The 25,642-nt window shown below is 58.7% G+C and carries 19 protein-coding genes; 10 read left to right on the top strand and 9 right to left on the bottom strand.

Going from position 1 to position 25,642, the window contains the following annotated elements; genetic code table 11:
• Nucleotides 1-132 precede the first annotated feature (132 nt).
• Entirely contained in the window at nucleotides 133-486 is a 354-nt protein-coding gene (locus tag QEP11_RS00955) for a hypothetical protein (RefSeq protein ID WP_284334683.1), read from the top strand.
• A gap of 233 nt (nucleotides 487-719) precedes the next feature.
• On the opposite strand, the gene bamC is transcribed toward QEP11_RS00955, so the two are convergent.
• The 7 genes from bamC to QEP11_RS00920 all read right to left on the bottom strand — a co-directional run bounded on the left by bamC (nucleotide 720) and on the right by QEP11_RS00920 (nucleotide 8,283).
• Nucleotides 720-1,829 carry an outer membrane protein assembly factor BamC gene (bamC, locus tag QEP11_RS00950; RefSeq protein ID WP_284335187.1) on the bottom strand — a complete coding sequence of 370 codons (1,110 nt, stop codon included), beginning with the start codon at nucleotides 1,827-1,829 and terminating at the stop codon, nucleotides 720-722.
• A gap of 50 nt (nucleotides 1,830-1,879) precedes the next feature.
• Entirely contained in the window at nucleotides 1,880-2,776 is an 897-nt protein-coding gene (dapA, locus tag QEP11_RS00945) for a 4-hydroxy-tetrahydrodipicolinate synthase (protein ID WP_284334682.1), read from the bottom strand.
• Nucleotides 2,777-3,038: 262 nt separating this feature from the next.
• Nucleotides 3,039-5,186, bottom strand: coding sequence for a DUF6630 family protein (locus tag QEP11_RS00940; RefSeq protein WP_284334681.1), 2,148 nt, complete (start codon nucleotides 5,184-5,186; stop codon nucleotides 3,039-3,041).
• A 192-nt stretch (nucleotides 5,187-5,378) separates the two neighbouring features.
• Entirely contained in the window at nucleotides 5,379-5,948 is a 570-nt protein-coding gene (locus QEP11_RS00935) for a class I SAM-dependent methyltransferase (protein WP_284334680.1), read from the bottom strand.
• A gap of 74 nt (nucleotides 5,949-6,022) precedes the next feature.
• On the bottom strand, nucleotides 6,023-6,835 hold the full coding sequence (locus QEP11_RS00930) for an SDR family oxidoreductase (protein ID WP_284334679.1): 813 nt from the start codon (nucleotides 6,833-6,835) through the stop codon (nucleotides 6,023-6,025).
• 41 nt (nucleotides 6,836-6,876) lie between these two features.
• Nucleotides 6,877-7,032 carry a hypothetical protein gene (locus QEP11_RS00925; RefSeq protein ID WP_284334678.1) on the bottom strand — a complete coding sequence of 52 codons (156 nt, stop codon included), beginning with the start codon at nucleotides 7,030-7,032 and terminating at the stop codon, nucleotides 6,877-6,879.
• 12 nt (nucleotides 7,033-7,044) lie between these two features.
• On the bottom strand, nucleotides 7,045-8,283 hold the full coding sequence (locus tag QEP11_RS00920; RefSeq protein ID WP_284334677.1) for an MFS transporter: 1,239 nt from the start codon (nucleotides 8,281-8,283) through the stop codon (nucleotides 7,045-7,047).
• 176 nt (nucleotides 8,284-8,459) lie between these two features.
• On the opposite strand from QEP11_RS00920, the gene QEP11_RS00915 reads away from it, so the two are divergent.
• The 4 genes from QEP11_RS00915 to QEP11_RS00900 all read left to right on the top strand — a co-directional run bounded on the left by QEP11_RS00915 (nucleotide 8,460) and on the right by QEP11_RS00900 (nucleotide 14,839).
• Nucleotides 8,460-10,439 carry a DNA topoisomerase IV subunit B gene (locus tag QEP11_RS00915; RefSeq protein ID WP_284334676.1) on the top strand — a complete coding sequence of 660 codons (1,980 nt, stop codon included), beginning with the start codon at nucleotides 8,460-8,462 and terminating at the stop codon, nucleotides 10,437-10,439.
• 137 nt (nucleotides 10,440-10,576) lie between these two features.
• Nucleotides 10,577-11,443 (top strand): lytic transglycosylase domain-containing protein, encoded by an 867-nt coding sequence (locus QEP11_RS00910; protein WP_284334675.1) that lies wholly within the window; start codon nucleotides 10,577-10,579, stop codon nucleotides 11,441-11,443.
• Between the two features lie 83 nt (nucleotides 11,444-11,526).
• Complete coding sequence (gene parC / locus QEP11_RS00905; protein WP_284334674.1) at nucleotides 11,527-13,878, top strand: DNA topoisomerase IV subunit A; 2,352 nt, start codon at nucleotides 11,527-11,529, stop codon at nucleotides 13,876-13,878.
• A gap of 487 nt (nucleotides 13,879-14,365) precedes the next feature.
• Complete coding sequence (locus QEP11_RS00900) at nucleotides 14,366-14,839, top strand: Fur family transcriptional regulator (RefSeq protein WP_284334673.1); 474 nt, start codon at nucleotides 14,366-14,368, stop codon at nucleotides 14,837-14,839.
• Here QEP11_RS00900 and QEP11_RS00895 read toward each other — a convergent pair.
• A complete protein-coding gene (locus QEP11_RS00895; RefSeq protein WP_284334672.1) occupies nucleotides 14,813-17,122 on the bottom strand; it encodes a TonB-dependent hemoglobin/transferrin/lactoferrin family receptor in 2,310 nt (769 codons plus the stop codon). The two genes, QEP11_RS00900 and QEP11_RS00895, sit on opposite strands and share 27 nt — an antisense overlap.
• Nucleotides 17,123-17,263: 141 nt before the next feature.
• On the opposite strand from QEP11_RS00895, the gene QEP11_RS00890 reads away from it, so the two are divergent.
• The 5 genes from QEP11_RS00890 (at nucleotide 17,264) to QEP11_RS00870 (ending at nucleotide 24,409) form a co-directional block, all read left to right on the top strand.
• A complete protein-coding gene (locus tag QEP11_RS00890) occupies nucleotides 17,264-21,979 on the top strand; it encodes a cobaltochelatase subunit CobN (RefSeq protein WP_284334671.1) in 4,716 nt (1,571 codons plus the stop codon).
• Nucleotides 21,976-22,641, top strand: coding sequence for a hypothetical protein (locus QEP11_RS00885; protein ID WP_284334670.1), 666 nt, complete (start codon nucleotides 21,976-21,978; stop codon nucleotides 22,639-22,641). The genes QEP11_RS00890 and QEP11_RS00885 overlap by 4 nt, the downstream gene beginning before the upstream one ends.
• A gap of 25 nt (nucleotides 22,642-22,666) precedes the next feature.
• Nucleotides 22,667-23,284, top strand: coding sequence for a MotA/TolQ/ExbB proton channel family protein (locus tag QEP11_RS00880; RefSeq protein ID WP_284334669.1), 618 nt, complete (start codon nucleotides 22,667-22,669; stop codon nucleotides 23,282-23,284).
• Entirely contained in the window at nucleotides 23,281-23,664 is a 384-nt protein-coding gene (locus QEP11_RS00875) for a DUF2149 domain-containing protein (RefSeq protein ID WP_284334668.1), read from the top strand. The genes QEP11_RS00880 and QEP11_RS00875 overlap by 4 nt, the downstream gene beginning before the upstream one ends.
• A gap of 364 nt (nucleotides 23,665-24,028) precedes the next feature.
• A complete protein-coding gene (locus QEP11_RS00870; protein WP_284334666.1) occupies nucleotides 24,029-24,409 on the top strand; it encodes a RidA family protein in 381 nt (126 codons plus the stop codon).
• Nucleotides 24,410-24,542: 133 nt separating this feature from the next.
• Here the strand turns inward: QEP11_RS00870 and lhpI are convergent, their stop codons facing one another.
• Nucleotides 24,543-25,502 carry a bifunctional Delta(1)-pyrroline-2-carboxylate/Delta(1)-piperideine-2-carboxylate reductase gene (gene lhpI, locus QEP11_RS00865; RefSeq protein WP_284334665.1) on the bottom strand — a complete coding sequence of 320 codons (960 nt, stop codon included), beginning with the start codon at nucleotides 25,500-25,502 and terminating at the stop codon, nucleotides 24,543-24,545.
• Between the last annotated feature and the right edge of the window lie 140 nt (nucleotides 25,503-25,642).

The following is a 25,642-nucleotide window of genomic DNA, read 5'->3' as shown; positions in this document are numbered from 1 at the left end:
CCCATGCAGACGTTAAGAGTGGGAGATCAGCGCATGTACATGAGATGCCTATTCGGGCATCAGCGCTGGTGGCGGATTCATCACGCATGGGCGTGGTACTGCAACCATTTTTCAACCCTTTGAGGTATTGATATGAAGAACGCTTTCATCTTGGCTTCCGTTATCGCTTCTGCCGCTCTGGTCGCTTGCGGCGACAAGCAAGATGCGCCTGTGGCTCCTGCAGCTCCTGCTGTTGAGACACCTGCAGCTCCTGCTGTTGAGACTCCCGCAGCTCCTGCTGCTGAGACTCCAGCAGCCCCTGCTGCTGAAGTCCCTGCTGCTCCCGTAGCTGAGCAAGCTGCTGAAGCTGTGAACCAGGCTGCCGAGAAGGTGGAGCAAGCTGTTGATACAGCCAAGGAAGAAGCTGACAAGGCTGCTGAAGCTGCCAAGGCTGAAGCTGACAAGGCTGCCGAAGAAGCGAAGTCTGCTATCGAAGCTGCCAAGTAATTCGAATCGCTCTTTTCAGCCTAGGCTGGAAAGGATGCAAAGAAAAACCCGCTGTGTGTATGCGCAGCGGGTTTTTCTTTGTCTGAGTCTTTGTGCTGACGTACTTTCTTGCATGACATCAAGCTCTGCGTTTTGGCATTTCGCAGCATTTGATTGTTGCTTACAGCAGGAATTACATATAAAAAACCGCTCGCTGAATGAGCAGAGCGGTTTTCATGAAGAGGTCTGAAGGATTACTTCAGATCATCCGCAATGACGCGCACGATACGCTGTGCTGCTTGCGTAGCTTCAGGCTGGCCCTTGGCATCTAGTACGGAGACCTGGGTTTGGTTGCCTTCACTGCGAACAGCGATCTGGTACTGGCCGGGCTTGTTTTCTGGCTTGGAACTGAACCAGCCGCTGAACCAGCCCTTTTTCTTGGTTTCCATTTCAGGGTTGGGAGCTACGTAACGTACGTAGTACACACCCTTGGAGCGGTCACGGTCTTCGACAGTAAAGCCTGTGCGGTCCAGTGCAACGCCGACACGGCGCCATGCGCGGTCAAAGGGCTCATCCAGCTGCACAACGGGCTGGCCGTTCACTGTGGCAACCTTGGCTGCTGCAAGAGTGGGCGCGGTGGTGGCTTTGTCTGCCGCAACCAAAGCGCGTGACTGCTCTTCGGTGGTGCCAAGCTTGATCATCAGGCGGCGCAGGAATTCAGTTTCCAGCTCAGGATCTGCAGCGCGAGGTTGCCAGATGGTAGAGTCCTTTTCGCTGTTGCTGTAGACCTCTTGCATGCCGCGGTGTGTCACGTAGATTTCGGTCTTGCCATCAGCGCGGCGCTCAAGGCGCGTGCGGAAGCGGTCACGCTCACTGGTGGAGTACAGCGAGTCAAAGACCTTGCCCAGGGCAGAGCGGATGAAGTCTTGCGGCAGCTTGGCACGGTTTTCAGCCCAATCGGTCTCGATGATGCCCAGGTCAGGCTTTTCTTGAGACAGGTTGAAGCCGTGATCCAGCCAGAATTCGCGCGTAGGCTCCCACAGTTGATCCACGGGGCGGTTGACCACCAACCAGCGTTTGTCGCCATCGCGCATGATTTCGACATCACCCACTTGCAAGGGGGCTGCACGTTCCACCGTCGGCACTTGGGCTTGCCCGGCTTGCAGGGCCACTGCCGATACTGAGCGGTCGGGTGCGGCGGAGTAACGGGTGTCTTTGGTCAGCTGTGTCAGGTCTGGAGGGACTTCCAGCGTGCTGGCCTTCTTGGCGCTCTTGTAGTCGATCTTGCTCTCTTCAATCACAGAGCAGGCAGACAGTGCAACAGCCAAGCCGATCAGGCTTAAGCGGGCAGTAGTATGGGTCACTTTCACTCGGAAATTCCTCGGGTGATGCAAAGACAAATAATGCAGTGCGATTAGATCAGGCCCGCATTGCGCAGCGCGGTTTCTACCACAGGCTGGTGAGCGGCTGACAATTCGGTCATGGGCAGACGCAAGGTGCCACCACAGTGGCCCATGCGCGAAACGGCCCATTTCACAGGGATAGGGTTGGCTTCAACAAACAGTTGCTTGTGCAGGGGCATCAGCTTGAACTGGATTTCCATGGCGCGCTTGGTGTCGCCAGCCAGTGCTGCTGCGCAAAGCTCGCTCATCAGGCGGGGGGCAACGTTGGCAGTCACCGATACATTGCCGTGGCCGCCGCACAGCATCAGAGCCACTGCGGTTGGGTCATCGCCAGAGTACACGCCAAAATCCTTGGGGACTTCACGAATCAGCCACTGGGCTCGTTCGATGTTGCCGGTGGCTTCCTTGATGCCAAAAATGCTGTCAATCTGAGCCAGACGCAACACGGTGTCGTGCTGCATATCTGCCACCGAGCGGCCGGGCACGTTGTAGAGCATCATGGGCAGATCGCCCACGGCTTCTGCAATCGCCTTGAAGTGTTGGTATTGGCCTTCTTGTGTTGGCTTGTTGTAGTAAGGCACAACTTGCAGCTGGCTATCAGCGCCGACACTCTTGGCGTACTTGGCCAGCTCAATGGCTTCGTGGGTGCTGTTGGCACCGCATCCAGCCATCACAGGCACACGGCCTGCTGCCTGTTCCACCGACACTCGGATGATTTCGCAGTGTTCTTGCACGTTCACGGTGGGCGATTCGCCCGTAGTGCCCACAACGCCGATGCAGTTGGTGCCTTCGGCAACATGCCAGTCAATCAGTTTGCGCAGGCTGGGGTAGTCGACGCTACCGTCCTCATGCATGGGAGTAACAAGGGCAACGATGCTGCCTTTCAAGGCGACTGTAGATGTGGTCATGACCGCAAGAGAAAACGGGAAAAGTGCATTCTAACGACTGTACTTGCGCCTGCCACCTGTGATTTGTACAGGGTGCGACCAAAGCCAGCGTAATCCAGCATCCTGTTTACACAGATGCTATCCAAATAAAAGCACAGTGGATCGTGCTTTTCCATTATCCGTTCCAGGTAGATTGTTACAGCGCAGAGCAAGTTCCGTGAGAAGAGAGTTTGTGGCCTCGTTTTTTGTGTCAACGCGCAACCAAGTGCCTGGCTGCGCAGAGTCAATGGACAGCTTGCTCCAGCCATGCACGGCACACAGCCTGATCAAGCAGCTCCAGCAACTCTTGCGCATCTTCGGTGCGTACCACGCCAAAACGGCGTGAATCATCATCGGTGGCCAGGTGCAGCAGGCTCAATCCCTGTGGCTCCAGATGTGCTGCCAGGCTGGCGAAGCCATCGCTGATGCCATCACCTTCATCAGCGCGGTCCCAGCACCAATCCTGCGCACCTGGCAGCCAGGTGCTGTCACGCAGCGCGTCGCTGTTCTTCCAGTCGATATGGGCAAAGTGCGTGGCAATGGCCTGCAGGTGCACCCAGTACAGCGTGAGCAGGTTTTCGTCGGCAGGCAGCTCCATGTGTTCCGGGGCAAACTCGTCTTCGTCGCTGTCCCAGCCCAGATCATCGGGGTCAGGGTTGGCCACGCATTCACGCCATTGCTCCAGCAGCTGTGCTGCTTCAGTCTCATCGCCAAGCGACAGAATGCGGGTGATGGCCTGCATCCACTGCGCATCCTCACCCTCGATCAGTGCCGTGCGGGTGACCGTGGTGGTCTCGCTGGGCTCGATCAAGCGCTTGAAGGCACCTTGCAGTGCATCGGAATAGTCCTGCCAGGTTTCACCACTGGGCGAGAAGCTGAAGTCCTTGAGCGAGAACATGCCCATCTCTGCATCCGGGCGCTCACCCATGAATGCCAGCAACTCGTTTTTCTTCACATTGCGGTGTAGTGGCGCGCACCAAATGTCTGGTGCGGCCAGCAGTTTCCCTTGGGTGTTGTAGACGCGTGGATTTCCCTCGTGCGTGAATGCCAGCAGCTTGCCGCCGGGGAAGACTTTGGGTGGGGAGTTGTTGAACCCGCGCTCTATCAACTCAAACTCGCAGGGCACAATTTCTTTGCCGCTGATGTGCAGCACACCTTCATAGATGTGCGAATTTTCCTCTCCATGCGCATCCGTGTAGGGTCTGCGTATGAGGGCCACGGCCAGACCGGTCTTGGCGTTGAAGGGGTTCACACGTTCATAGCGGCTGCTGTCGAACAGCGGCTGGCCGTGGGTGTTGAGCATCAGCGCCTGCGGTGCCAGGTCGTCGCCAGCTGCGGCACGCAGCACGCCATCACCTTCTTCATCGTACTCTACGTGGGAGACAGCTTCGTGCAGCAACTGTAACCCCGGCAGGCTGCGCAGGTCTTCGCGGGCAGGGTCGGCAGTGCTCTTGCAGGCCATCACATGGGGCGTGATGGCGTAGGCGTCCCGGTAGCCCGCGCTGGGCGGCACGGTCCACACGCCGTTGAGGTCTTTGAGGCCAGACTTGCAGCCTTCGCCGGGCGTGGTTTCAGGGTAGCGCACGCTGATGGCGTCGCCACTGGCAAAGGCCATGCTGGCACCCTCAATGGGGCGTAGCAGCCAGCGGCCATAGGGCGTGACCAGCCCCATCGGCCAGTCGTCGCGCTCGGATTTGTTTTGGGGAGGCCGACCAGTGCGTGGGTGCAGCTTGGGCATGACCATATAGGCATCCAAAGCCTCTTCCCAGGCATTGTGGTAGCGGGGCTCGTAGTGGTTGGCAAGCCATGCGGGCCAGTTCTCTTCGCTATCAGGCTCTACCACCTCGGTGCGCGCAATCACCGACGGGCTCCACCATCCTAGTTGTGATACGGGGTCTTGCTTGAGTTTTTGAAGCACTTCGGGGAAGTCATTGCTGCTGCAGTCCCATGCAAGGCATTGATCACGAAGCGCTTGTAAAAACAGCAAAAACTCAGGTTCGTCGAAGTCATGCGGGCATAGCGTGGCGCAATCCAGCAGCAGCCACTGGCGTGTGCTTTGGGTAATGGTGGCGTCAATCTCTTGCCACAGTTTGTGCAATGAGTTCGGCCAGTGGGCCGGTAAGGGCTCCATCTGCGCTTTCAGCCACTGCCAGCGTGTCTTGACTGCGTCCATAGGGGCAGCCAGAGCTGAAAGGTTTTCCTTGTCCTGGTAGGCGCTGCAGGGCGTCAACTCCGGCAACTGGTGCGCATCGCCAAGCAATACGCTAAAAAGCAGTGGCGTGGCGCTGAACCATTCGGCCCAGCCGTCACAGTTGCTGCCTGCTTGTGAGGGCCATACGGTGGTTGGGCTGGGGCGTTCGTCGTGGGCAAGCAGCAGGGCGTAGCGAGGCATGAGGAAAGAATGCAGGGTTGAACTCTAAACGTGTCAGCGGCATTGCGGCTGGCAGTACAAGACAGAGGTGGTGCAGACGGTGACAAAGTTTGCCGCCGCATAGATTAGCGCGGGCGCAGCAGTGCAAATCGCAAGTGCACGCAGCTCAACGTAAAGAAAAGCAACAACGAGTCTGTAGCCGTCGAATACTGCTCAAGCCTGGATAGGGAAGGCAGCTATCGAAGCTGAGTCAGGATGAATCGCTGCGATACGCTGCACCACGCGCTCCGGCTGGCTGCGCATACCATGTTCATAAGCCACGATGTGCCAGCCAGCGCAAACCTGCAGGAGTTCGCCGGGGGCCAGCAGAAAGTCTGGACGCGAGGGTTTGCCGTAGACCTCATTGCCTTGGGCAAAGGTTTCATAAAGCAAAACACCCCCCTCACGCACGCTGGACAGCAGTCGCGGCCATAAAGCGCGCCACAGGTAGTTGGTGACGATGACCGCATCAAACTGTTGGCCCGCCAATGGCCATGGGCCGTTTTCGATGTCGGCTTCAATTGATGTCACTTCTGAGGGCAACTGTGCCAGCGCTTCAGTGTTGCGATCCAGACCTGTCACCTGGTGACCTAGCTGTGTCAGATAGACCGCATGGCGACCGCTGCCACAGGCAACGTCCAGTACCCGAGCCTGTGCTGGAAGCAGGTGAGCAAAGCGTTGAATCCATTCAGAAGGGGGCGCTGCAGTAGCAGTGGCAAGCGAAGTAGTCGAAGCGCAGATCATGCAATCAACTATAGGGCAAGCGATGGTCCCTGCCATGCAGACGAGGGTATGTATGGCCTGTCTCGTAGTACAGGCTAGTGTGGTCGGTTTTCGTCTTTGACCGCTGCCAAAGCCATGTTTTCGACCAGACCTGGAGCGATCAGTTTCATGAAGCGGCCCACTTTGGCCTTGCCCGTCATCACGACCTCGCGCTGGCGGGCGTTCATGCCGTTGATGATCAGGCGTGCGCACTCGGCCACGGGCATGGCACCTTCTTCTTTGAGTGCGCTCACACCTGCTGCCTGTCCTTGCGCATTGAAACCATGGTAGCGAATGCGTGTGTCCACTACGCCGGGATATGCAGTCGTGACACTAACGCCTGTGGGTTTGAGTTCTGCGCGCAAGGCTTCCAGAAAACCGGCCATGGCAAATTTGCTGGCACTGTAGGCGGTGCGTCCGGGCACGCCAACCAGACCGGCCAGTGACGACACACCAACCAGACGCCCCCGCGATGCCTGCAAGTGGGGTAAAGCGGCATGGCTGCACCAGATGGTGCCCCACAGGTTTACACGCATCAGGTCTTCATACCATTTCAGGTTCTGGGCACTTACTTCTGCAAACATGGCGTGTGCTGAAACACCGGCATTGTTCACCAGCACATCAATGCCGCCGAAGGCGTCCACAGCCTGAACCATCAAGGCCCTGCATTGGGCTTGCACGGAAACATCGGTTGGCACCACCAGTACCTGCGCCTGAGCGGCGCGGCACTCCAGAGCCACTGTTTGCAAGTTGGCCGCATTGCGTGCTGCCAGCACCAGTTGGGCTTGATTTTTGTGTGTATGTGCCAGTTGGCGGGCCATTTCAGCGCCAATGCCATCCGAGGCGCCGGTGATGATGATGCGAGGCAAAACATCTCTCCCAGCCATGCCGCCGGGGAGAATCCCTCAGCTTAAAAGCAGGCCCAAACCTGATCTGCCAGTGTGCGCATGAATTCGGGCTGTGTGTACAGGGCAAATACCGCCAGCAGGGCAGCCAGAACGACCGCCCAGACCAAAAGTCGCAGCCACAGGGGCAACATGGGGGATGGGGTGTTGGTGGAGGCCATGGGACACATATATTACGCAGCCGCTGCAGGTTTGCGCTGCAAAGGGGCTTCACGCACTGGCAGATTCACCAATGCTGCAAACACGCCCAGTGCAATCGACAGGTACCAGACCATATCGTAGTTGCCACTCAGGTCATACAGGTAACCGCCCAGCCACACTCCCATGAAGCTGCCGAGCTGGTGGCTGCAAAAGACAAAACCACCCAGCATGGACAGGTGTTGCACGCCAAAGATTTGTGCAATCGTGGCATTGGTCAGCGGCACGGTGGATAGCCACAGAAAGCCCATGGCTGCTGTGTACAGATACACCGACCAGTTCGACAACGGAGCCAGCAAGAACAGCACCGTCACCACCGAGCGCATGCCATAAATGCCTGAGAGCACATAGCGTTTGTGCTGAGGGTATTTCTGGCCCAGATTGCCCGCCAGATAAGTGCCGAAAATATTGAACAAGCCCACCAGTGCCAGTCCGATGCTCGCCACGTGGGGGGCCATGCCAAAGTCTTTCAGGTAACTGGGCATATGTACGCCGATGAACATTACCTGAAAGCCACAGACAAAGTAGCCCGCAGTCAGCAGCACGAAGCTGGGGTTGGTCCAGGCTTCTTTCAGCGCCTGCACAATGGTTTGTTCCCGCTTGGGAGCGGTGCCACTCGTAAAGCCGGGCTCGCGCAGGCCAAAGGCCAGCACGCAGATAAGCAATACCAGCACTGCCAGAATCAGCAGCGCATTGCTCCAGCCAAAGGCGCTGATCAGGGTGCCCTCCACAGGAACCATGAAAAACTGACCAAATGATCCGGCAGCCGCTGTCACTCCCATGGCCCAGCTGCGTCGCTCTGTCGGGATCTGTCTTCCCAGCACACCGTAGACCACGGCATAGGTGGTGCCGGCCTGTGCTGCGCCAATGACCAAGCCCGCAAAAATGGCAAACCACAGCGTGCTGGGCGCCAGTGCCATACCAGCCAGCCCCAGGGCATACAGGATGGAACCACCAATCAGCACCTTGAAGGCACCAATGCGGTCGGCAATCATGCCCACAAAAATGCCGAAAATGCCCCAGGAGAGGTTTTGTATGGCGATGGCCAGCGAAAAGCTCTCGCGTGTCCAGCCCATGTCCTGGGTGATGGGTTGCAGCCACAGTCCAAAACCGTGGCGAATACCCATGGCCAGCGTCACCACCATGCCTCCGCACAACAGCACTTGCAAAGTGGGCAAGCGCAGTGTCGGTGTCTGTTGTGTGTTGTTTTGCATGGCAAGCAATGTAGCCAAATGATTTCGTAATAGGTGCAACTTGCGGGATACGCATTGCGCAAAGCTGCCATCGAATGGCACGATGTCAGCTTTGCCTTCTTTCTTCACGGAGTCCGCGATTGGTTACTGTGAATTTATCCAGCACCGAGCTGTGGCCGGAACTACAATCCGCCCCCATGGCAGCTAAAACCTCTACTTCTGCATCCGCTTATTCGGAAGGCTCGATTCGCGTGCTCAAGGGCCTGGAGCCCGTCAAGCAACGCCCGGGCATGTACACCCGCACCGACAATCCCTTGCATATTCTGCAAGAGGTGATTGACAACGCTGCGGACGAAGCCCTTGCCGGATATGGCAAGAAAATCAAGGTCAATTTGCACACCGACGGTTCTGTCAGTGTGGAAGACGACGGGCGTGGCATTCCCTTTGGACTGCACCCCGAAGAAAAAGCCCCAGTGGTGGAGCTGGTCTTCACACGGCTGCATGCCGGTGGCAAGTTCGACAAAGGCAGCGGGGGCGCATACAGCTTCTCCGGTGGCCTGCATGGTGTGGGCGTTTCGGTGACCAATGCGCTGTCCACACGTCTGGAAGTCAGTGTCCACCGTGATGGCAAGGTAGCCACGCTGGCATTTTCGGGTGGTGATGTGGTCGAACCTTTGCGCACCCGTGCCATGGTTGCTGGCGACCGCAAACAAGGCACTACGGTGCGCGTATGGCCCGATGTCAAATACTTTGACAGCGCCAACCTGCCCATGCATGAGCTGGTGCACCTGCTGCGCTCCAAGGCAGTGCTGATGCCGGGCGTCAGCGTCACGCTGACCAATGAAAAGAACAAAGAGGTTCAGCAATGGCAGTACAAGGGCGGCTTGAAAGACTATTTGTCGCAAACGCTCAATGCCGATCCTGTCATTCCCTTGCTCGAAGGCGAAGGTTTTGCCGACAAGCACAATGACACTTTCAGTGAAGGTGAGGGCGCAGCTTGGTGCCTGGCCTTTACCGAGCTGGGCGCACCGATGCGCGAGAGCTATGTCAACCTGATTCCCACCACCGCAGGTGGCACGCACGAGAGTGGTCTGCGTGATGGCCTGTTTCAGGCAGTCAAAGGCTTTATCGAGCTGCACGCGCTGTTGCCCAAGGGCGTCAAGCTCATGCCGGATGACGTGTTTGCCCGCGCCAGCTTTGTGCTCTCGGCCAAGGTGCTGGATCCGCAGTTTCAGGGACAGGTCAAGGAAAAGCTCAACAGTCGTGATGCGGTGCGCCTGGTCTCCGGCTTTGTCAAACCTGCCATGGAGCTATGGCTCAACGCGCATGTGGAGCACGGCAAAAAGCTGGCGGAGCTGGCCATCAAGGCTGCGCAAATTCGCCAGAAAGCAGGGCAGAAGGTAGAGAAGCGCAAGGGCTCGGGCGTGGCTGTGCTGCCCGGCAAGCTCACCGACTGCGAAAGCCGCGATCTGGCTGTCAACGAAGTGTTTCTGGTGGAGGGTGACTCTGCGGGCGGCTCCGCCAAAATGGGCCGCAACAAGGAAACCCAGGCCGTGCTGCCCTTGCGCGGCAAGGTTCTGAACACCTGGGAAGTGGACCGCGACCGCTTATTTGCCAACAACGAGGTGCATGACATCTCTGTAGCAATTGGTGTGGATCCGCACGGCCCCAATGACAATCCTGATCTGTCTGGCCTGCGCTACGGAAAGATTTGCATCTTGTCGGATGCGGACGTGGACGGCTCCCACATCCAGGTGCTGCTGCTGACGCTGTTCTTCAAACACTTTCCCAAGTTGATCGAGGCGGGCCACGTCTGCATTGCCTTGCCACCGCTGTTCCGCGTGGATGTGCCTGCGCGTGGCAAAAAGCCTGCGGCCAAGGTTTACGCGCTGGACGAGGGGGAGCTCAATTCCATATTGGACAAAGCCGCCAAGGAAGGTGTGGCGCGTGAGAAGTGCCAGATCAGCCGCTTCAAGGGCTTGGGCGAGATGAATGCCGAGCAGTTGTGGGAGACCACGCTCAACCCGGACACCCGTCGCCTGCTGCCTGTGCAGGTGGACGCCTTGGACATTGCCACGTCAGAACACATCTTCAGTCAACTCATGGGCAAGGGCGAAGCCGCTGCGCGTCGTGAGTTGATGGAGCTGCATGGCGACGAAGTCGAGGTGGATGTCTAAGCCGGGCAGCCTCATACAAGCGACAAGCGCACTCGTCTTACGGCATCTTTGGCATTTGGGGATGATGGGCTGTAACTCCACACGGGTTTATGGTGTGAACTTACGGTACAAGGTCTTCAAATGCTTAAATGTGAGCAATGACTAACAAAGATCCATTCCTGCCTGGTGTCCACACAGTTGCTTACCGCTCAGCTGCGCGGCGGTGGCTGCTGCGCGTTGCATGCGGCGTGCTGGCTGTAGGGGGTGCGCAGATGGTACAGGCCGAGACCTGGTTCTTTGTGGACAATGATGGGGTGCTGCACTACGCCAATGAACGTGTGGATGAGCGCTACCACCGCTTTTCCATGAACACGCTGGAGCCGGGTGACGGCCCGCTGTTCGTGGATATCCGCAAAGCGGCCAACCAGTTGGCGGTGGCTTCGGAAAAAGACCGCAGCGCTGCCACCCGTTACTTTGCCAACAGCCCAGGCTACAAGTTGCATGCCAAGCACATCCGTGCGGCAGCCAGCAAGGTTGGAGTGGACGAGCAACTGCTCAAGGCCATTGCCACGGCAGAGTCCGGATTCAACGCATCGGCAGTCTCTCCGAAAGGTGCGATTGGACTGATGCAGGTGATTCCAGATACTGCGGCGCGTTTTGGTGTTGCAGGTGATAAAAACCGCTCCATTGAACAAAAGCTCAAAGACCCAGCCATCAACGTCCCTGTGAGCGCACGTTATGTCCGTTACCTGCAAGGTTTGTTTCCGGGGCGTATCGATCTGGTGATAGCCGCCTATAACGCGGGAGAAGGTGCGGTGCAACGCTTCGGGAACAAAATTCCGCCCTACAAAGAAACGCAAAACTACGTCAAAACCGTGATGACTTTGTACGCCAGTCTGCAGCCTACCTTGGTGGCTGATGGTAGTGTGGGTCTTTATGGTGGCAGCGCACAACTGGGGCGCAGCCCGACGGACGACAGTCGCTTTCGCATGACCATACCAGCCACTGGAGACGTGAAAAACTGATCCGGTCGGCTGCAGAACATCAACCCAGCAGGGCTGTGCGTTGGAGGAGACGCTCTGCCACTGCTGTCAAAAACTAAGAAACCATGAGCGATCAACCCCAACTATTGGATTTGGCCACCCAGGCGTCTGGTGACGCTTTGGAGCTCGGTCAGTACGCCCAACGTGCCTACCTGGAATATGCGCTGAGTGTGGTCAAGGGCCGTGCGCTGCCCGATGTGGCCGATGGCATGAAGCCTGTGCAGCGCCGCATTCTGTACGCCATGGACCGCATGGGTCTGAGCTACGGTGGCCCCAACAACAACACGGCGGCCAAGCCCGTGAAGTCGGCCCGCGTGGTCGGTGATGTGCTGGGCCGCTTTCACCCGCATGGTGACCAGTCTGCCTACGATGCACTGGTGCGCATGGCTCAGGACTTCAATCAGCGTTATCCGCTGATTGATGGGCAAGGCAACTTTGGCAGCCGCGACGGCGATGGTGCCGCTGCCATGCGTTACACCGAGGCGCGTCTGTCCAGGATCACCACGCTGCTGCTCGATGAAATTGATGAAGGCACGGTGGACTTTGTGCCCAACTACGACGGCTCCACCCAGGAGCCCAGTCAGTTGCCTGCACGCCTGCCGTTTTCGCTGCTCAATGGTGCCAGCGGTATTGCCGTCGGTCTGGCCACAGAGATTCCCAGCCACAATCTGCGCGAAGTGGCTGACGCCTGCGTGGCACTGGTGAAAAGACCTGCCTTGTCGGATGACGAGCTGTATGCGCTGATTCCCGGTCCCGACTATCCCGGTGGCGGTCAGATCATCAGCAGCGCAAACGATATTCGCCATGCTTACAGCACGGGGCGCGGCAGTCTGAAGGTGCGCGCGCGCTGGACTATTGAAGAAATGGCTCGTGGCCAGTGGCAAATGGTGGTCAACGAGCTGCCGCCCAGCGTGTCGGCCCAGAAGATTCTGGAAGAGATTGAAGAGCTTTCCAATCCCAAGGTCAAGACCGGCAAGAAAGCGCTCACACAAGACCAGCAGCAGCTCAAGGCCACCATCCTCAGCGTGCTTGACGGCGTGCGTGACGAGTCCAGCAAAGATGCGCCCGTGCGTCTGGTGATTGAGCCCAAGACCGGCAAGACCCCGCAGCAAGACCTCATTACCACCTTGCTGGCACACACCAGCCTGGAGAGCAATTCCAGCATCAACCTGACCATGATCGGTCTGGATGGCAAGCCGGTGCAAAAGTCGCTACGCCGCATGCTGGAAGAATGGATTGCATTCCGCCAGACCACCATCACCCGCCGCTCGCAGCATCGCCTGGAGAAGGTGCAGGCCCGCATTCACATTCTGGAAGGCCGTCAGATTGTTCTGCTCAACATTGACGAGGTGATTGCCATCATCCGTGAGAGCGACGAACCCAAAGCCGCGCTGATAGCCCGGTTCGATCTGAGTGACCGGCAGGCTGAAGACATTCTGGAAATTCGTCTGCGGCAGCTGGCCCGGCTGGAAGCCATCAAGATCGAGAAGGAGCTCAATGAGCTGCGCGAAGAAGAAGGCAAACTGCAGGATATCTTGGCCAACCCCAAGAGCCTGCAGCGGCTGATGATCAAAGAGATCGAGTCTGATGCCAAAACCTTTGCCGACGAGCGCCGCACGCTCATCCAGGAAGAGAAAAAAGTCACTGCCGAAATCAAGGTGCCGGACGAACCAGTCACCGTCATCATCTCCGAGAAGGGCTGGGTGCGCACGCACAAGGGCCACGGTCATGAAGCGGGCAACTTCAGCTTCAAGGCGGGTGACCAGTTGTGGGGCACCTTTGAATGCCGCACGGTGGATCAGCTCATCGTATTTGGCAATAACGGTCGTGTGTACAGCGTTGCCGTAGCCACCTTGCCTGGTGGCCGTGGTGATGGTCAACCCGTCAACACCATGATTGATCTGGAGTCTGGCACCACCATCGTGAGCTACTTTGCAGGTCCTGTGACCGCGCAGCTGTTGATGAGTGGTAGTGGTGGCTATGGCTTTATTGCCAAGGTCGAGTCCATGTGCGCCCGCAACAAAGGCGGAAAGAGTTTTGTGACGATTCAGGATGGCGAAACCCTGTGCCAGCCTTCCGTCATTGGTGGCACCAATGGCAGCGTGGAACTGCCTGATGCCACGCATGTGGCCTGCCTGACCACGGGCGGCAATGTGCTGACCTACGCGCTGTCAGAGCTCAAGCTCATGTCCGGAGGCCGTGGTTTGCAACTGATGAAGATTGACGACAAGTACGCCCTGGCGGGCGCAGCGGCGTACACGCGTTCCGTGCGTATCACCGGTGTGGGCCGGGGCGGCAAGTTCAAGGAAGAATCGCTGGAGATTCGTTCGTTGAATGCGGCTGGCGGCAAGCGTGGCGGCAAAGGCAAGACCACGGGGTGGACGTTCAAGCCCAATGGTGTCTTCCGTAATGATTGAGTTTGGCTGACTGTTATGCGCTAGTTGCAGGCGTTTGTCTAGCAAGTTCTGGAACTTGAAAAAGGCTGTTGACTCTTTGGGGGCGCAGCCTTTTTGTTTGGATGCGGTGCTTCTTGCTGCTGCTGTACTGACGGGGCTTTTCTTGTCCGTAACAAGAAAGTCACCAAATAAGCGCGTCTGCTGATGGCTATCCGGCGCAACTCGTTGCGCTCAAACATCCGCTGCCGATATGAGTTTTGTGTGAAGGTGCGCCAGTCCTGCGGCTGGCGTGCGCTGGAGAAGCTTTTATCCAATCCAGTTTGGCGCAGAACACTTTGGATCCGCCGCGGCTATGGTGCGGATGCATGTCGTCGGAATTGCCCAACAGTGTGCATTTGCATAACAGCGCATGACCGCTGATGCATGCCGCAGGCCTGGGCTTGTTTGTTACTTTCACTGCCCGCTGCAAGCGCTAAACTGCCAGCGTTACAGCATAACAATTCAAGCCATGTCATCCCCTGCAAAGCTGCACACCCGTGAGCTGACCAAACACCAGTCTCTCGTGCTCCATGCGCTGGAGCGTGAGGAGAATCCTGCAAGTGCCTACACCTTGCTCGATCAGTTGCGGGCGCAAGGGCTGCGTGCACCGCAGCAGGTATATCGCGCACTGGACAAGTTGATCGAGTATGGGCTTGTGCACCGCGTGGAAACGCTGAACTCCTTTGTTGCATGTGCACACCCCCATGATCACCAGCACGGACTGGTTGTTTTTGCCATTTGTGACCAGTGCGGGCGTGTAGATGAGTTTGCGGACCAGGCGATTGAGCGCAGGCTCAAAGGCTGGTCGAAAGACAACGACTTCCGCATGGGGGCAGCCACTGTCGAGATGCATGGTATCTGCGGCCGTTGTGACCACGCCCCTACCATTGAGACGGAGCCGCAGGGGGGCACTTCGTCAGAAATCCACTCGCATGCTGATTGAGGCAGTGCGGCCCGCTGCCGTATAGGCAGGCAGTCGCGCATCATTGCCCGTCAGGCCGCTCACGGCAGACCAGTCGTAGTATTTGCGGTCAAACAGGTTGTAGACAGCCAGGTTCAAGGTAGCTTGTTTGCCGATGCGCCAGTAGGCGCTCATATCCATGGTGGCGTAGCCTGCAGTTTTGAGTGGAACGGGCGCGGTTGGCCCGGTCTGCGTCAATGCCTCGTTGACGTCGCGTTTGCCAGCCACAAAGTTGCCTGTGAGCTGCCCGCCAACATGGCCATCATGCGCATCCCAGCGCAGTCCTGCCACCAACTTAGCAGGTTGAATGCTGTTGAGTGGCTGGTCAGCTTTCTTGTCATTGCCCTTTGACCACTGCATGGCTCCGATCAGGTGCCAGCTATCAGCAGCATTGAACCAGTGGCTGATTGGCATCTGCCCTTTGGCCTCGATACCGTAGATTTCCACCTCGCCGATATTGCGCGACTGAAAACGTCTGATTGCACGCGGGCCACCACTCATTCCTGGTGGGATATAGGCCGTCATCTGCGTGTCGATGAAGTCGGTGTAGCGGTTGTAGAAGGCCGATAGCTCATAGGAGCCTATGTCTGATTTGCCACGCATACCCAGTTCCACCCCCCGGCTACGTTCGGGTTTGAGGTCGGGATTGGGGACGAAATCGTGGACGAAGGTGGCTACGGCAGTCTGTCCGGTGCGGTTGAGCTGGTCCGGTGTAGGCATGCGGAAACCCGTGACCACATTAGTGTAGACGACCTGATGAGGCTGCCATTCGTAGCTCAGCCCCAGGCGCGGTGTCCATGAATTTTTCGAAAGGTCTGCTGCACGTGTTCCTGTCACGTTGGCGTTGGCGAACAAGCTGTCTGGTTGGGCTGAAATCTTATAGGTGTCAAAACGCAAACTCGGCGTCAGGCGCAGTCTGCCGTCGCCGAAGGCAATCTCGTCCTGAATGAACAGGCCCAGACTGCGTACATCGGCTTCGGGCGCTGTGCGGCGCGGGAAGATTTCGCCATCGATGAATTGGCTAGCGCCAGCGCCTGTGTCCGGGCGCTGTACGGCATTGTTGTACTGGCTGATCGATTTGGACAACACGTCCATGCCTGCTACCCAGCGGTGGGTCGCATTGCCCTGGATGGTCTTGCCATCGAATTGCAAGTTGCCTGACCACTGAGGCTCTCGGTAGGTCATGGCGCTGTCTCGCAGCAATGCCGGGGCAAATCCAGGTGGATTGCGTCCTTCGTAGGTGCGCTCTTTGCTGTAGCTGCGCTGGTAGTCGATTTGCGCAGAGAAATGGTCGAACCAGGTGTTGCTGGGTGCATAGCGGTACGCCAGGCCTAAGCGGTCGCGGCGGCTGACGTCATCTGCTTGGCTGCTGCTGATGCGTGTGCCGCCAGCAATGGGGCCAATCAGTGAGTGCTGGCCGGTGCGGATCGACTGCTCATAGTGCTCGGCGGTCAAGGTCAGCGATTGTGCGGGGTCGATGCCCAGCACTGATTTGAACAGCAGATTGCGTATCTGCGTGTCCTGTGGATTGGGGGGCAAGCCGCTGTCGGAATGGTTCTTCAGTTGATGGCCGTTACGTGCCGTCAATGACAGCAGGTTCTGTGTGCTGCCCATGCGCAACGCCAGATTGGCATTGGCCCAGCGGCCATTGTCGCGGCCGTCGTAACCTGTGGAGGTTGAGCCTCCGAGGTTTTTGGAATCATCCAGAAAATCTTGTGGAGACAGCGTGCGAAACAGAACCACGCCTGCCAGCGCGTCGCTGCCATACAGGCCAGAAGCAGGGCCTTTGAGAATTTCAACGCGGCGCAACGACAAGGGGTCCACGCGCAGTTGACCGGTGTTGGCTCCCGCCGCCACATAGCCTCCAGGCTGGCGAACGCCATCGAGGAATATGCCCAAGCGCTGGGCGCCAATACCGCGCACCTGGATGGCTGCTTCGCCACCGCGTCCACGTGCCTCATGGCTGACTGATATTCCGGGCTCGTAGCGAAACATCTCGCTGAAGTCCGTCACCAGATTTTCCTGCAGCTGTTGCGCGTCAATCACCGTTACCGTCGCGGGCGTGGTCAGCGCAGCCGTTGGCCGACGGGTGGCGGTGGTAACTATGGCTGGTAGTTCTGCTGCGTCGCCAGATAGTTTGGCGACCTCCTCTGTTTCGGCCTGAGCCGGTGTACGCGCTGGTATTTCTTGGGCGCATACCGCGCCGGCGGCTGCCCATATCTCCAGCATGGCTGTTTGAAGCCGCGTCAATCTAAATCTAAACATGGCCTCTCCATCTTTAGCAATTTGTGAAAACGGAATGTTATAACATCACATATTATTTTTTAGAATGAGGCAGAAAAAATGGGATGTGCTCGTGGCTCAAACAAAAAAAAACAGGGCAGGCGGCGAGCACTGCTTGCTGCGGTGCTGATCCTTGCGGCTGTCATAGCGCTGTGGCTGGCTTGGCGCACCTGGTTGGCACCGACGCGTGTGGCACTGGTGCAATATCCAGAATTCCAGGTGGCACGTCTGCTGAAAGCAAGCCCTGGCGCCTTTACGCGCATTGAAGTTTTACCCCTGGAACAGCTGGCGAAGGCGCGCAGCTATGACCTTGTGCTGGTCTTTGGACGTGGCTTGAAGCTTGACGATGCACAGGCGCAGCAGTTGCGTGCTGCTGCGCAGTCGGGAACGCCCGTCTATGTGGACGGCCCCACCAATCCGCAACATGACATGCTTACCACCCTGCAAGGGGCTGATCTTGATGCCATCACAGCCTATCTGCGCGACGGCGGACCTGTGAACTATGCGCGCTTGCAGACCTACGCACGCAGCGTGCTGGATGGAAAAAAACTGTTTGTGGACCAAGTACAGCCTGTTTTTCCGATTCCGCAGGATGTGTTCTTTCATCTGGACGACGACGCTATCTTCACCAATTACGCTGACCTTAAAGCGTGGCAGAGCAAACAGCAGGGCTGGAAAGCGGAGCGTCCCCGTCTGGCACTGCTGACCAGCGTGCCCGGTCCATTCAATGCCAATCGTGACCATGTAGATGCGGTTATCCGTGAATTCGAGGGTCGTGGTTTTGAGGTGGTGCCAATTTCTGCCGTGCGCAAGCGCCTTGAATTTCTCAAGGCAGCGGATCCTGCGGCAGTGGTGTACATGCCTCACGGGCGCTTGACACTCGGGCAGGCCGATGAAGCGCGGCAGTGGCTGCTTAAGCGCAATATTCCGCTTTTTGCGCCCGTCAGCGTCTTCACGCAAGAGAGTGAGTGGCTGGCTGAGCAGCGCAGCTTCGACGGTGGTCTGCTGACCATGTCGGTCACCTTGCCGGAACTTGATGGGGCGACTACACCCATGGCGATTGCCGCGCAGTTTCGTGATCAGGATGGTCTGCGCGTGTTTCAGGCCATGCCGCAGCGGCTTGAGCGCTTTGCCGATCTGGTGCAGCGCACCGTGGCGCTCAAGAGCAAGTCCAACGCCGACAAGAAGCTGGCCATTTACTACTACAAAGGCCCAGGCCAGAGCGCGCTGACAGCTGGTGACCTGGAGGTGGTGCCATCGCTTTATGCCTTGCTCAGGCGTCTGCGCGCCGAAGGCTACCGCGTGGAGGGGCTGCCCGCTAGCGAAGCCGGATTTGCTCAGTTGCTGCAGCAGCGAGGCCCCAACATTGCTGGCTATGCAAAGGGAGATTTCGCACGTTTCATGCAGGATGCAGATCCTGCCTGGGTGCAGGCAGAGCAGTTGAAAGGCTGGTGCGGCAAGCAGATCACGCAGCTTTTGTGCGATCAGGTGACGCAGCAGTTTGGCCCCGCCCCCGGCACTTACCTGAGTGACAGCGGCCGTGTGGCTGTGGCGCGTGTCTCCTTTGGCAACGTGGTGCTGTTGCCGCAGCCGTTGCCGGGTGTGGGCGACGACAACTTCAAGCTGGTGCACGGAACGAATCTTGCGCCGCCGTGGCCTTATGTGGCTTCGTATCTGTGGACACGCGAGGTTTTCGCTGCTGACGTGGTGATGCACTTCGGCACCCACGGCAGTCTGGAGTTCACGCCTTACAAGCAGGTGGCACTGTCCGACAAGGACTGGCCGGACGCATTGATCGGCAGCGTGCCACATCTTTATCTGTACACCATGGGCAATGTGGGGGAGGCCATGATTGCCAAGCGCCGCAGCTACGCGACCATTGTCTCGCACCTCACGCCACCCTTGCGTGAGGGCGGAGCGCAGTCGGGTTACAAGCAGCTGACAGACCTACTGCTGGCCTGGGAAGGCGCTGGCAGCCCGGCAGTCAAAAGCCAGTATGCGCAGGACATTCAAAAACAGGCCGTGGCATTTGGCTTGCACCGTGATCTGTCGCTCGATGAACAAAAGCCCTGGACGGACGCACAACTTGTGCAACTCACCGACCATATGGAGACGGTGGAGAGCGCACGTATCACGGCAGGCCTCTATACCCTGGGAACGCCCTATGTGAAGCAGGCGCAGCTCGATACTGCGCGGCTGATGGGTCAGGATGCGGTAGTGCAGGCGCTGGCCGAGCTTGATGTGGCGCGTGGTACGGTGCGGCGCGAGCAGTTGGAACATGCGGCGTGGCTTGCGCGCACCTACCAGCCGCGTGCGCAGACACTGATTGCGCAGGTTGAGCGCGGCGAGGCCGCTGATCGCGTTCTTGGCCAGGTGCTGCAGCCTGGTGAGCTGCAGCGTGCGCAGGCATGGGAGCAGGCACAACGGCGCCCGGGCGACGAAGAGCTGATACGTGGCCTGATCTCTATGGGAGAGGCCCGCCCCAAGGGGGCAGCAGCGCCTGATGCCACAGCCGATGACGCAACGCTGCGCCAGCATTTGGTGCGAGCTTTGGCGGATCCGAAAAAGCGCGAGTTTCTTGAAGGGCTGCGCTCTGACCAGAAGCTCAAGCATGCTCTGCGCGCGCTGGACCCAGAGGCGTTGAAGACCGCACGCACTGTTGCCAAGGCCATTCCTGCGATGGGGCAGGCCCTGGACATTGCGACGAGTGCAGACGTCAAGCCCCTATTGGCGGCCATGCAAGCTGAGCCTGTGCGGCAAAAGATATTCGCGTGGTTGGCTGACCCACAGTTGCAGTCGCGCATAGAGGCCGAGACAGGCCGTGTCATTGCTGCGCTGCTGGAGCAGGCCCGTGCGCACGAAGGCGCACTAGCTACTGCCGAAGCCACTGCCGATGCATCATCCGCAGCCCGGCGCGTGGCGGGCATGGCTGTGGCCGAGCAGGAAAAGTTGCTGGCTGCGCTGCGCTTTTGGCAGCAAGTTGAGCAGTTGCCCGAGCCCTGGACGTCGCGCAAAGAAAAAGTAATGGGTGCTGTTGCGCATCTCACGCTGGCGCTGGAGCGCGTGGCCAGCCAGCGCGATGAGGCGGAGCGACGTTTTGCCCAGGCCGTGCTCTCGCTGCAGGAGCGGCTGGTCGCCATACCGCATTACCGTGGTCAGCTGGCCGAAAGCCCCGCCCGTGAACTGGTCGCGCTGAGCAATGCGCTAGCCGGTGGTTTCACGCCACCATCGTCGGGCGGCGATCCGTTGATCAACCCGGCCTCGCTGCCCACGGGGCGCAATCTGTTTTCCATTGATGCGGAAAAAACCCCATCCGAGCAAGCGTGGACTGTGGGGCGACAACTGGCTGAGCAGATGCTGGCGCAGCACCGCGCAGCGCACGACGGACAATGGCCCAACAAGGTGGCCTTTACGCTGTGGGCGGGTGATTTCATCCATACCGAAGGCACGAGCGTGGCGCAGATTCTGTATCTGCTGGGCGTGGCTCCAGTGAGAGACCCATTTGGGCGCGTGTCTGGTCTGCGCCTGATACCGCGTGAGGAGCTGGGGCGTCCGCGCATTGACGTGGTGGTGCAGACCTCGGGCCAGTTGAGAGACCTCGCGGCTTCGCGCCTTTACCTCATCAACCAGGCCGTGACCATGGCGGCACAGGCGCGCGAAGAGGACAACGCCGTAGCGCAAGGGGTGCAGGCCGTGGAGCGTGCGCTCAAAGAACGCGGCGCATCGCCCGCAGATGCTCGCCGCTTTTCGGCAGTGCGCGTGTTTGGTGGCGTCAACGGCAATTACGGCACAGGCATCATGGGCATGGTGGAGGCAGGCGACCGCTGGCAAGAGCGCTCTGAAGTCGCCCAAACCTATATTGCCAACATGGGGGCTGCGTTTGGTGAGGGCGACCTGTGGGGGGCGTTCCAGGAGGGGGCCTTCGAGGCCGCGCTTGCGGGAACGCAAGCCGTGGTGCATCCGCTTGAATCCAATACCTGGGGGCCGATCTCCTTGGACCACGTTTATGAATTCATGGGGGGCCTGAATCTGGCTGTGCGGCAGGTGAGCGGCGAGGAGCCAGAGGCATATCTCAGTGACTATCGCAATGCCTCGCACCCCAGCGTGCGTCAAGCCAAGGCCGCGATTGCGGTGGAGGCTCGCTCCACGCTGCTCAACCCGGCCTATATTGAAACCATGACTCAGGGCGGTGCATCGTCGGCTGAAACCTTTGCCGAGACCTTCCGCAATCTGTATGGCTGGAATGTGATGAAGCCTGACGCCATTGCGCCCGAGACATGGGATGCGCTGCATGAAACCTATGTGCGTGATGCGCATGGACTGGGCGTGCAGCAGTTCTTTGAGCGCACGCAGCCCTACGCGTTGCAGGAGATGACAGCAGTGATGCTGGAGACTGCGCGCAAGGGCTACTGGCAACCCGGCGAGCAGCGTCTCAGCGAGGTGGCCCGTGTGCATGCCGATCTGGTCACGCGCTTTGGCGCGGCTGGTACGGGCTTTGTCAATGACAACCGGGCACTGCGCAGCTTCATTGCTGACAAGCTCGTGCCTGAAGCACGCAAGAGTTATGACGATGCGCTGCAGGCAGCCAATCGGGGTGAGGTGGTAGGCAGTGACAAGGCAACGGTGTTGCGTAAGGAAGGTGAGGCTGTCGCTAGCAAGGCGCCTTCATCTCAGGCTGGCGCTGAGCAGCGCAGGCCAGCGGCTGATGCGTCCCGCGCTGAGCCTTCGCTGGCGCTGCGCCCCAGCGCAGCCGCTTTGGCGGTGCTGGCTGCGGCCTTGCTGGTGCTGGTAGCGCTTGTGTGGTGGCTGCGTCGCCGCATCCAAGGAGCTAAGGCATGAATGTCGATGGCAGCATCTTGCTGCTGCTTGTGGCCTGTTGCATTGTGCTGTTTGCGTTGCAAGCGGCAGAGTGGGGGCGTGCGCATCAGTGTGGCGTGGCATTGGCGCTGGCTGTGGCGCTGCTCGCCTCTGGCGAGCTGGCCAGCCGCACCAGCGCCGCAGAAATTTTGCGCTGGGTTTCATCGTCGCAGCGCAGGCAGGATCTGGCTGCGTTACTGCTGGCGGAGGCGTTGCTGTTCGGCAGCCATGCCGTGCGGCTTGCGCAGGCGCAGGAAGCTGCGCTTTCAGGATGGTGGCGCAGGCTAGGCTGGCTGCCGCCGCCGTCGGCGCTGCTGTCGCTGTTCTTGGCCCAGGTGGCCGTGATGCTGCTGGTTGATGGCTGGGACTACGACACGCTGGCGTGGCTGTGCGGCGCAGGCTTTGCACTCTTGCTGTGCCTGGCTGTGGCGCTGCTTGGCTGGGCGCTGCCAGAGAGGCCATTGCGCTGCACCTTGCGCGTGGGATTGCACGCAGCCCAGGCTGTAGCTGCCTTGTGGCTGGCCCGGCCTGCCATGCAAGCGCTTGTAGATCAGGTGCCGTTGTGGGGCGGGCGACTTGTCTGGGTCGCTGTGATTGTGGCGGCGCTTGCTGCCGTGGGCTTGCTGATGCAACGCCTGCGTTGATTTATCTGGAAAAAACAACACGAATATGGAATCGTTGATACACACTCTCTCATGGATTTCGACCGCGCTGCAGGTGCCGGTGGTGGTTGCCATCCTCTATTTGCTTGCGCGCTGCCTGATAGCGTTGGGCGATTTCTTTGGCCGCTGGAGTGACCGTGTGCGGCGTGCTCATGCCACGGGCCTGAGCACGGGTGCCCTGGCCAATGTGCCCGCCCACGAGTTGCTGGATTTGCTGGCCCGCGCCAGTCCGCGCAAGGCTGATACGTTGCGCCAGGCGCTGGAGGCACTGCGCCAAGCGCCAACCGATATCACCTGGCATGAGCGCGTGCTCACAGAGTTCGAGCTTGCCATTGACCGCCGCCTTGCGTTATTCCGAACCATGACACGCATTGGTCCATTGCTGGGCCTGATGGGGACGTTGATCCCGCTTGGTCCTGCGCTGGTGGCTTTGGCGGGTGGTGATATCGCAGTGCTGGCGCGCAAGATGGAAGTGGCTTTTGCAACCACGGTTGTGGGACTGGTGATTGGTGCTATCGGATTTTTGTTGCACCAGGCGGCACAGCGCTGGGCAATGGATGATTTGTCACTGCTGGAGCTGGTGAGCGCGCGACTGCAAGGGCCTGCGCAGGCGGAGGCATCATGAGAAGGCGGCGCTCCCTGCTGCGCGGTGGCTTGAGCGTTGGCGCTGACAGCGATGACATGGACCCCATGGGCTTTCTGATCAACCTGTTTGACGTGGCGCTGGTGTTTGCTTTGGCGCTGATGATTGCGCTGGTGTCCAACCTGCGCATTGCCGACATGCTCACTGCCAAGGATTTCACGGTGGTCAAAAACCCAGGCCAGCCGAACATGGAAATCATCACCCGTGAAGGAGGCAAGGTCTCACGTTATGTGGCTGATGCCACCAAGGCAGATGCAACCAACCCGCAACAAGCCCGCCAGGGCCAACGTGTGGGCACGGCCTACCGATTGGAGAGTGGCGAAATCATCTACGTTCCAGATGATGTGGCACCCGGAAAGTGACGGTAAGCGCATTGCAGAAAGTGGGCATGGGCAGTGCAGTATCTGGCTGAGGTGTACTCACTCTTGCTGGGCATCCAAGTCTAGGCGGAAGATGTCGACAACGACAACTGCGTCATGCTGATCCATTCACTGTCTTTCCTGCCTTTTGTTGCGCATAGCCACGCCGTCATGCAAATGCGGCGCGACGGGGTGCGCAGGCAGGAAGATCGTCTCAAATTCGGTTGATGTCATAAAGCCTGCGGCCGCTGTGCGCTGGTTTTGCATGCAAGCTTTTCCAATTAAAGATACAAATAACGCTCAACCGTTTTAATCTAGTAGCCTTTTTCATCACTCATCAAGCCGTTGTCGCAGCGGCACATAAGCCATGACCATCTCTCAATCTGGCCCAGTCACGCGTCACCATGTTTCCCAGCGTTTTTCAGAAGCTGCCGTGCACAACGGTGTGGTCTATCTGGCTGGGCAGGTGCCCGAATCTCATCCGCACGGCGATATGCGTACGCAAACTGCCGAGGTGTTGGAGCGTGTGGAACGTTTGCTGGTTGAATGCGGCAGCAGCAAGGCGCATATTCTGTCGTGCCAGATTTTTATCAAGAACCCGTCGGACATCACAGTGATGAACGAGGTGTGGGATGCGTGGGTTGTGCCAGGTCACACGCCACCACGCTGCACAGTGGTGGCACCTATGGTGCGAGAACATTGGCTGATTGAGGTGGTGGTGATGGGCGCGCAAATCAGAGCGGCTTGATGCGTGCGGAAAGCGCGACAAGTGCGGAGCGTAAAAAGAACGCGCTGCGCAACCGCATTCGCCACGTTGCTTGTGTTGAGGCTGCGCTTTGCCTTGTACGGTGGGTCAAGACAAGAGGCACCTTTTGGGAAGATCAGTTCTTTGAGGCAAGGGCAGCGTTGAACTGGTCATACGCCAGCGATGCGGCAGCCAGGTCTTCCAAGGCACTGCCCACAGACTTAAAGAGAGTGATTTCATCGGCATTGCGTCTGCCGGGATGCTGGCTGCGGCACAGTTGCTCCAGTGTGGCAATCAGGCGCTCTTTGGCCCATGCGCCTTCTTCGATGGCGCTCAGCAGGTCACCGGCTTTGATCAAAGCTTCCGTGGTGTCTGCGAACACAGAAGCTTTGCGCAGACACTCACCATCGCTTTCGCGCATGGCTGGGGTGAAGCTGCCAATCAGGTCCAGGTGGCAGCCGGGCTGCAGCCATTCACCGCGGATGAGCGGCGCGGTCGAGAGGGTGGCGCAGCTGACGATGTCGGCACGGCGTACGGCGGCTTCCAGGTCGGGGGTATGCTGGGCATTCATGCCTTGGGCGCGCAGGCGCTCAACCAGTGCGTGCGCGCTGGCGGGGCTGCGGTTCCAGACTTCGATGCATTGAATGTCGCGCACGCAGCCGTAGGCCTGAGGCAGCAAACTGGCTACACGGCCAGTGCCAACCACCAGCAGATTCTGAGCATCAGGTCGGCTGAGCCAACGCGCAGCCAGGGCAGATGCTGCAGCCGTGCGCCGAGAGGTGATGGTGTCACCATCGAGCACGGCCAAAGGCTGGCCAGTGTTGGCGTTGTACAAGATGTATACCGAGTGCAGCCCCGGCAATCCATGAGCATGGTTGCCAGGGAAGATGGAGACTGTCTTGACCCCGAGGCGTTGGCCGGTTTGCCAGGCTGGCATGAGCAGCAAGATGCCATTGCTGTCAGGCGTACTCCCTGGGATGGCGTGGTTGTGGCGCAGCGGTACTTCGCAGCCTTGAACAAACATTTGTTCCATGGCATTGAGCAATGCGGGGAAGGGGAGGTGGTGTTCGGTATCGGTCTGGGAAATGATTTGCATGCAGGCGAAAAGTCAGTGAAACACAAAAGCTGCCTGCATGTTAGGCCAAGCATCTGTGTATCACCAAGGGGCGCAGCAGCTCAGGGCAGGATGGCCGAGGCTGTTGCCCATCAAATCACGGATTGATACCGCGGTGTCAG

This window comes from Comamonas halotolerans, from assembly GCF_030162935.1.
Classification (GTDB): domain Bacteria; phylum Pseudomonadota; class Gammaproteobacteria; order Burkholderiales; family Burkholderiaceae_C; genus Comamonas; species Comamonas halotolerans.
This window is presented reverse-complemented; position numbering and strand designations above follow the sequence as displayed.